Genomic DNA, 8402 nt, shown 5'->3' with positions numbered 1-8402 from the left:
TGCGATTCGGTCCGCGACGACAGGTCGGCGTTGCCAGAAGCAATCTCCCGTGAGGCAACGGCAATGGTCTCGGTGCCGGTCCGTACCTGGCCAACGATGGTCACCAGGCTGGCGTTCATGTCCTTCAGGGCCTGCATCAGCTGGCCAACTTCATCCGTGGAGTGAACGTCGATACGCTGCGTCAGGTCGCCTTCGGCAACGCCTCGCGCAAGCTTGACCGCTGCATCCAGCGGACGGGTGATGGCACGGATCAGGATGAAACCGAACCATGCGGCCAAGGCCAGACCCAGGACGATGGCCGCGACGGCAATCACCCGGCTGGTCTCGTAGCGGCTACGGGCCTGCCCGAATTCATTTTTAGCGACCGCGCCCTGCAATTCGATCAGTTTGAACAGGGTTTCGCGGGCAGCCGAAAACTTCGGACCGGCATCCTTGGATACGTTTTCCTTGGATGCATCGAAGTCCGAGTCCATCGCCAGCTTCATGGTCACGTCGCGCGAGGTCGCGTAAGCCTTCCATTGCGTATTGAAACTGTCCGCCAGCGTCTTCTCGTCCGAAATCATGGCCGTACGCGTGTATTTGGCCCAGAGCTTGTTGATTTCCACGTCCAGCTGCTGCGTGTCCGCATTGGCCTTGTTGGCCACATCCGCCCAGGGCGCCGTCGCGGCAATCAGGGCGTTGGTACGGGTCCGGTTGGCCATGTCGATAAGGCGCCCCAGATCCATCAAGGGAACGGTTCGATCCTCGTATACGGTTTTCAAGCCTGCATCGGTTTTACCCATACCACTCAAACCGATCCCGCCGATCGCGAGCAGCAGCGCCGCCATGAAGGAGATAAGGATGACCAGGCGCGACTTGATGGTAAGGTTTCTGAACATTTCAGACTCTCCGAATGATTGGCTATGTAGGCAATGTCACGATCGATCAGGCTGCCAGCTTCTCGATCAAGCCCATTTCAGCGCTGGACATCAGCTTGTCGATATCCACCAGGATCAGCATGCGTTCGTCGAGCGTGCCAAGGCCGATGAGATAGTCCGTATCGAAGGTCGTCCCGATTTCCGGAGCGGGCTTGATCTGTTCCGGCGTGAGCGTCGTCACGTCGGACACGCTGTCCACCACCATGCCGACGACCCGCCCGCCAATATTCAGGATGATCACCACCGTGAACTGGTCGTAGGTCGGCGTGCCCAGGTCGAACTTGATGCGCATGTCGACGACCGGCACGATGGTGCCGCGCAGGTTCACCACACCCTTGATGAAGTCGGGCGCATTGGCGATCCGGGTCACCGGCTCGTAGCCACGAATCTCCTGCACCCGCAGGATGTCAATCCCGTACTCTTCGCGGCCGAGGGTGAAGGCCAGAAATTCGTTTCCGGCGCTTTCCCCTGCAGCTTCCATGCTGGTCTGTGTTTGCGTGGTATACGACATGGTTCTTGTCCTTAAATCTGGCCTTAGAAGAAAACAGGATCGGCGTTGAGTTGACGGCTCGACCGTAACAGGGCGGACACGTCGAGAATCAGGGACACGCCTCCGTCGCCGAGGATCGTGGCGCCGGAAATCCCGGCCACCTTGCGGAAATTCGATTCCAGGTTCTTGACCACGACCTGCTGCTGCCCGACCAGGCTGTCGACCAGCAGGGCCGCTTTCTTGCCGTCGCTTTCGAGGATGACGATGATGCCCTGCGACGGGTCCTCGAACCGGGGATCGATCGCGAAGATCTGATACAGCGGGATCAGCGGTAGATATTCCTCGCGGACCTTGACCACCTTGCCCTGGCCGGCGACTTCCTTGACGTCCACCGCAGCCGGCTGCAGCGACTCGATGACGTAGCCCAATGGCAGGATGTAGATTTCCTCGCCGACCTTGACCGACATGCCGTCGAGAATCGCCAGCGTCAGCGGCAGGGAAATGGCGATCGTGGTGCCGGTTCCCGGGATCGAGCGAATATCGACGGTCCCGCCCATCGCGGTGATGTTGCGCTTGACAACGTCCATGCCGACCCCGCGTCCGGACACGTCGGTCACCACTTCCGCGGTGGAGAAACCGGGGGCGAAGATCAGTTGCCAGACATCGGCATCGGGCATCGTGTCCGAAACGGGCAGGCCTTGCGATTTAGCCTTGGCGAGGATTCTGTCGCGGTTCAGGCCGCCACCATCGTCGCTCACCTCGATCACGATGTTGCCGCCCTGGTGCGCGGCCGACAGAACCAGCTTGCCGGCTTCGGTCTTGCCGCTGACCTTGCGCTTGTCTGGCATCTCGATGCCGTGGTCGACGCTGTTGCGGACCAGATGGGTGAGCGGATCGACGATACGCTCGATCAGGCCCTTGTCGAGTTCAGTGGCGGCACCCCGCGTGACGAACTCGACCTTCTTGCCGAGTTTGGCAGCCAGGTCGCGTACCATGCGGGGAAAGCGCGAGAACACGTAGTCCATCGGCATCATGCGGATCGACATCACGGCTTCCTGCAGATCCCGCGTGTTGCGCGCCAGCTGGCCGGCACTGTTGAGCAGCCGCTCGTGATGCAAGGGGTCGAGCGCGGCGATGCGCTGTTCGATCATGGCCTGGGTGATGACCAGTTCGCCGACCAGATTGATCAACTGGTCGACCTTCTCCACGCTGACACGGATCGAAGACGACTCCTGGCTGGCCCCTTCCTTGTCGGTGGCACGGCGGCCGTAATTCTTGACCTCGCCGGCAGGCACGGCGGCGGCATCAGCCGCCGGGGTGGACACTTGCGGAGCCGTAGCGGGGCTATTCTCCGGTTCGAAGATTCCATAGCCCGGGTCTTCGGCGGGCGTGCCGGGCACTGCGTCGGCGGATGCCGCTGTAGGCGCAGCGTGATACGTGATCTTGAGATCGTCCGGGTCGAGCACGAACGAGCAGATGGCGACGATATTGTCCTGGCTCTCGCCAGTGGTCAGGATGAACACGGCGCGCTTGTCATCCAGGGCTTCCTGCTCAATCGTACCGAGCAGGCCGAGTTCGGTCGCCAGTGCATCGACGTCCTTCTGGGGTACTTCGGGCAATTCGATCCGGAAACGGCAATTGCCGTCCACATCCACGACCGGGGTCGCCACGGGTTCGGGTGCTGTGGCGACGGCCGGCGCCGGTGCGGCAACCGGCGCATCGGCCATGGCCCCTTGCGACAATGCCTTCAGCCGCTGGCATACGTTGTCGACCGCAGCCTGGTCGACGCTCGAACCATGATGATGGCCATCCATCTGCATGGTCAGCACGTCCTTGGCCACCAGGAAGGCATCCACGTGCTCGGGCGTCAGCGCCATTTCGCCCTTGCGGATGCGATCAAGCAGCGATTCCAGCATGTGGGTGACTTCGGTGATATCGGTAAACGCGAAGGTGGCGGCGCCTCCCTTGATGGAATGCGCAGCGCGGAAGATCGCATTGAGATCCTCGCTGTCCGGCGCCGACACGTCGAGAGCCAGCAGAAGCTTCTCCATTTCGGCGAGCAGCTCGTCTGCCTCGTCGAAGAACACCTGGTAGAACTGGCTCATGTCAATTGTCATTTTTTGAACTCCGTCATGTTTCGCTGCGTACCCTGTTGTCGAATCTTCAGCCGATCAGTTTTTTCACCACTTCGGTCAGACGCGTGGGATCGAAGGGTTTGACCAGCCAACCGTTGGCGCCCGCCGCCCGGCCCATTGCCTTGATGTCGTCGCCGGACTCGGTTGTCAGCATCAATATCGGCACGCTTTGGTAATTCTTCATGGCGCGTAATGCCTTGATCAGGCTCAGGCCATCCATACCCGGCATGTTTTGGTCGGTCAGCACCAGATCGACGGTCTGCTGTTTCGCCTTGTTCAGGCCGTCTTCGCCGTCGATGGCCTCGATCACGCCATAACCGGCCGCCTTCAGGCTGAAGGAGAGCATCTGGCGCAGCGAACCCGAGTCATCTACTGCAAGTATTGTTTTCATCGTCATTGCTCCTGCTACTTTCGTTAGCGGGACAAGCCCGCGCATTTCGTAATCTCAAAACAGCTCGATGTCGCCGCTTTCCATGTGGCGCTGGTTGACCGTGCTGCGCACGGCACCGGCCAGTTCGCTACAGCGTGCCCCGACCCGGTCGCTGATGCGATTCAGCATGACCAGCATTTCCTCGCTGCCGCTTTCCGGCAGGTCTGCCGCCCCGTTCGTGCCAAGCTCACCGAATACGTCGCGCAATCCCGCCAGATGCTGCACCATCCGGCCGATGAGCTGGCTGGTCATGTCCTGGAACTGCAGGCCCGTGACCGCGGCACCGACATGCTGGCCGATCTCTTCGCGCAGCATTTCCAGGCGCGCGGCCTGCTCGGGTGCCGGTTCTCCAGTCGACAGCATGCTCTTGAGGGTTTCCTGCTGCAGATCGATGGCGTGGTGGATCGCCATGAAACTGGTGCACAGCTTCTTGATCGCCTCGTTCAGCAATACGTCCATCTGCACCAGATCACGTTCGACCTCGGCCAGGTGCTGGTCCCCGTGCGTGGACACGCCAGACAGCAGGCGCATGACCTGGGTTTCCATCAGATCGGACGGGGATTCCCGGGAAAGCATGCCCATCCTTACAGGAACTTGAAGAGCGACAGGCTGGAGGTTTGCGCAAACGATTTCTGCGCGGCTTCCAGCGTCGTCTGCTGCCGCGACAGATCGGTCAGCGCCTTGGTGTAGTCGAGATCCTGCAAATCTGACAGGGTCTGGCTGTACTGGAGGTTCTTGTTGGTGCCGGAATTGTCGAGCGACGTGAGCTCCTGCATGCGCGTACCGACCGATGCGCGTACCGTGGACACGTTGTCCAGGGCCGCTTGCAGATCGCTGTTGGCGGTCGTCAGGGTGGCACTCAACCCCGTGGTGCCCGGCGTGTTCAATTGGGTGATGAGGTCGTTCAGGGTCTTGAACATATCCTGCCCCCCGCCCTGGAACACGCCCTGGCCCGGGCTGCTGACCGCCATCTGGCGAGTGGCGTCGACCTGGATCAGGCGCTGTCCCTGGTCGCCCTGGTACTGTACGCCGGAGGCAGTCTGGACAAAGGGAGGCGTCGAGGTCTGAAAGCCCGAGAACATATAGTTCCCCTGGCCGTCGCGGGAATTTGCCAAGCCCATCAGCAGACCGAGGCTGCTCTGCAATGAGGTTGCAATGGAGGCTCGCTCGCTGTCGGTCAGGGTCGGGTTGCCGGCCGAGATCGCGGTGGTCTTCACTTCCTGCAGCAGATCCGTCACGCTCGACAACGTGCCGTCCACGGCGGCGAGCGAGTCTTTTGCATAGCCGCGGTTGGTGCCGTACTGGGTATTGAGCGATTGCGACTGCGTCACTTCGAGCGCCCGCGCCGCCGCGACTGGATCGTCCGACGGCGTGAGGATGCGGCGATCGGCGGCAACCTGTTGCTGCGTCTTGTACAGGGCGGCTTGCGCATCAGCGATGCGGGCGGCGCCATTGTCAAACAGGGTCTGGGTACTGATGCGCATGATCTTTATTGTCCAATCGAGAGCAGAACATCGAACAACTGGCTGGCAATCTGCATGACCTTGCCGGCCGCCTGGTAGGCCTGTTGATAACGCAGCAGATTGGCCGCCTCTTCGTCGAGGTTGACGCCCGACTCGTTCTGCGCCGAGAGCGTGGCCTGGGAAAGCAGATTGCTGGCCGCACTGCTGGTCACTTCGAGTTCGCGGGTCTTGTTGCCGATCTCGCTGACGAACTGCGAATACGCGCCCTGGTAACTGGTGGTGCCGTTGCCCAGCGTATTGCTGGTCTGCAGGTCGCCCAGCAGCAGGGCATTGCGGCTGTCGCCCACGCCGCCGCTATTGGATGCCACGGTAAAGCTGTCGCCTGCGGCGGGCGTGCCGCTGATGGCGGTGCTCCAGCCGTTGTAGCTGATCGTTGCGCCGGGCGTATACGTCAGGCCCGTCGGATTGCCCGTGCCCGTGCCCGTCACGTTGTAGGTCGTGGCTGACGTGAACGTGATCGTGACGGGCTGCTGCAGATTGGCATTGGGCGGGGGCGGCGTGTTGACGCTGCCGGGGCCGATGGTGCCGGTACCGGTATTGCCGCTGGTCGCGGTGGCACGGATCGGTGCGGCGGCCGCGAGCAGGGCCGGATCGCTGATCGCCACGCCGATGCCGGACGCGCCGTTGACGGTGGGGCGGATCAGAAAGCTGTCGCCCGCAGCGGGTGCGGTCGACACGTTGATGGTCACGCCGTCCACTGTCTGCGGCAGGGCGGCGGGCGCGAAGGTCGTCGCGGTATTGTCGGACAACCGGGTCAGCGTGTAGTTGCTGCCGTCGTACTGCAGGCGGTAGTCGCTGGTGGTCAGGGCGCCGGCATCGCTGATACTGGCGGTCACGGTGGCCGAACCGGTATTGCCCGTATTGGCGTTCACCACCGGCGAGGCCAGCGTGAACAAGGCACCGCCCAGGTTGCCGTTGAGATCCTGGCCGAGGCTGTGCTGGGCATTGACGGTGCTGGCCAGCCCGATGGCAACCCGACCCAGTGCGTTCTGTGCCGGTTCCAGCGTCTTGCTGCGGAACTCGGCCAGGCCGCCCAGCTGCCCGCCCACCAGGCTCGACTCGCTCAGGGGGATGGTGCTGCCGCTGCTGGACTGGTAGGCCACCACGATTTTCGAGAGATCGGTCGCGGAGGCCACGCTGACCAGCTTGGACGTCGTCGTGCCCACCACCAGCGACTGGCCGTTGCCGATGAACACGTTGTAGGAACCGTCACCCTGCTTGACGACCGTCGCCTTGATCTCCTTGTTCAGATTCAGAACCAGCTGGTCGCGCTGATCGAGCAGATCGTTGGGAGGCTGGCCGGTCGCCCGTTGGGCCTTGCCGATCGAGTCGTTCAATTGCGCAATCTGCTGGGCATAGCTGTTGATGCTGCTAACGCTCGACTGGATCTGGCTGTTGACGCCCTGGCTGATTTCATTGAGTTGCCCGGCCAGGCTCTGGAAGCGCCCGGCCAGCGTGTCGGCTGACGACAGGACGGCCTGGCGCGCGGGAACGTTCGACGGATTCGAGGCCATGGCCTGGATGCCGCTGAAGAAATCCTGCAGGGACGGCGACAGACCGGCGGTCGAGTCGGCCAGCATGTTGTCGATCTGCTTGATCTGCGTGTAGTACGTGTCGAGCCCGCTTTGCGACGCCTGGGCGGACTGCACCTGCACGCCAAGATATTCGTTGTACACGCGCTGGACCGTGGATATCTGGGTGCCCTGCCCCATGAAGCCGAAGCCGAAGTTCTGCGGCTGGGCCGCGCCCTGTATCACAACCTGGCGGCTGTAGCCCGGCGTCGACGCGTTCGCGATGTTATGGCCGGTCGTGCTCAGTCCTGCCTGTGCGGCAGCGAGGGCGCTCTGACCGATACTGAGAATGCTGGTAGCCATCTATCTGGTCGCCAAGGTTATGAGGGAAGGAATATAAATACGCTTGATAGGTGAATCGGTCGGCCTGTGCTTTTCTTGAGTCAGGTCGTTTCTACCATCCGGATCACGCCCATCAGCTTCTGGGCGTAGCCTGGATCGGTGGCGTAGCCCGCCTGCTGCAGCCCTTGGGCGAAACCGGCGGCATCCTGGCCTTGCGCGATCGCATTCTGGTAGCGCGCATTACCGCGCAGCAGGTTGGCGTAGTCGCGGAAGGCGTCGGCATAGGAGTCGTAGGCGCGGAAAGTGTCCACCTGCTTCTGCGGCTTGCCGTTGACGTATTCGGTGGTGACGATGTCGACGGTGCGGCCTTTCCACGACCCGCCCGCCTTGATGCCGAACAGGTTATGGCTGTTCTGGCCGTCGGCTCCGCGGATTTCGCTGCGGCCCCAGCCGGTTTCCAGTGCGGCCTGGCCCATCATGAAGCTGGCGGGAATGCCGCTGCTGGCGCTCGCCGCCTGGGCATGCGGCAGCAGCTTCTGCACGAAGGCCTCAACATGGGGAGGGTTATCCCCGCTGCGGGCGGCGACCGGGGCTGCCGCTTGCGTTGCCGTGCCGGGCGCAGACGACTCCTCGGGCGCTTGGACACGTAGCGGCGCGGCATTCAATTCCATTCCCTTTTGCGGGGCGTTCAGCGGCAGGCCGGCCGGCGCGGCTCCATCGGACGACGCTCCGTCGACACCAGGTGCATTCAGGGTGCGCGAAAGCTGGCGCACCATCATGTCGGCCAGTCCGATCCCGCGGCTGGCAAGCTGCTGCGTCAGCTGCTGGTCGAGCATTGCGGTGTACATGCGGGTCTGTTCACTGTCGAACATGCCGTCCTGCGGCGACGCTTCGCGCATGCTCTTCATCAGCATGTTCATGAACACCGCCTCGAACTGCTGCGCCGCCGCCTTCAGCGCCTCGGGCGAGGACTGCTTGGCCTCCAGCTTGAGCTGGTTGACGCCCTGGACGTCGAGCGCGAACTTGGAGGTGAGGTCGGCGCCGCCTATCATTC

General features: G+C 62.4%; 8 protein-coding genes. All 8 read right to left on the bottom strand.

Annotation, left to right across the window (positions count from 1 at the left end):
* The coding region (locus tag B058_RS18415; RefSeq protein WP_018507831.1) for an MCP four helix bundle domain-containing protein at positions 1–878 on the bottom strand (878 nt) is incomplete at its 3' end.
* Between the two features lie 46 nt (positions 879–924).
* A complete protein-coding gene (locus B058_RS0107310; RefSeq protein ID WP_018507830.1) occupies positions 925–1428 on the bottom strand; it encodes a chemotaxis protein CheW in 504 nt (167 codons plus the stop codon).
* A 23-nt stretch (positions 1429–1451) separates the two neighbouring features.
* Positions 1452–3524: a chemotaxis protein CheA gene (cheA, locus tag B058_RS0107305; protein WP_026240733.1), complete on the bottom strand. Its 2073-nt coding sequence runs from the start codon at positions 3522–3524 to the stop codon at positions 1452–1454.
* A gap of 46 nt (positions 3525–3570) precedes the next feature.
* Positions 3571–3933 carry a response regulator gene (locus B058_RS0107300; protein WP_018507828.1) on the bottom strand — a complete coding sequence of 121 codons (363 nt, stop codon included), beginning with the start codon at positions 3931–3933 and terminating at the stop codon, positions 3571–3573.
* A gap of 54 nt (positions 3934–3987) precedes the next feature.
* On the bottom strand, positions 3988–4548 hold the full coding sequence (locus B058_RS0107295) for a hypothetical protein (RefSeq protein WP_018507827.1): 561 nt from the start codon (positions 4546–4548) through the stop codon (positions 3988–3990).
* Between the two features lie 8 nt (positions 4549–4556).
* Positions 4557–5456, bottom strand: a complete 900-nt coding sequence (gene flgL / locus B058_RS0107290; RefSeq protein ID WP_018507826.1) for a flagellar hook-associated protein FlgL — start codon at positions 5454–5456, stop codon at positions 4557–4559.
* Positions 5457–5461: 5 nt separating this feature from the next.
* A complete protein-coding gene (gene flgK / locus B058_RS0107285) occupies positions 5462–7369 on the bottom strand; it encodes a flagellar hook-associated protein FlgK (protein ID WP_018507825.1) in 1908 nt (635 codons plus the stop codon).
* A gap of 80 nt (positions 7370–7449) precedes the next feature.
* Positions 7450–8400, bottom strand: a complete 951-nt coding sequence (gene flgJ / locus B058_RS0107280) for a flagellar assembly peptidoglycan hydrolase FlgJ (RefSeq protein ID WP_018507824.1) — start codon at positions 8398–8400, stop codon at positions 7450–7452.
* Between the last annotated feature and the right edge of the window lie 2 nt (positions 8401–8402).

The organism is Thiobacillus thioparus DSM 505, assembly GCF_000373385.1.
GTDB classification, from domain to species: domain Bacteria; phylum Pseudomonadota; class Gammaproteobacteria; order Burkholderiales; family Thiobacillaceae; genus Thiobacillus; species Thiobacillus thioparus.
The sequence above is the reverse complement of the archived record's forward strand: the minus strand, read 5'-3'. Positions and strand labels throughout refer to the sequence as shown.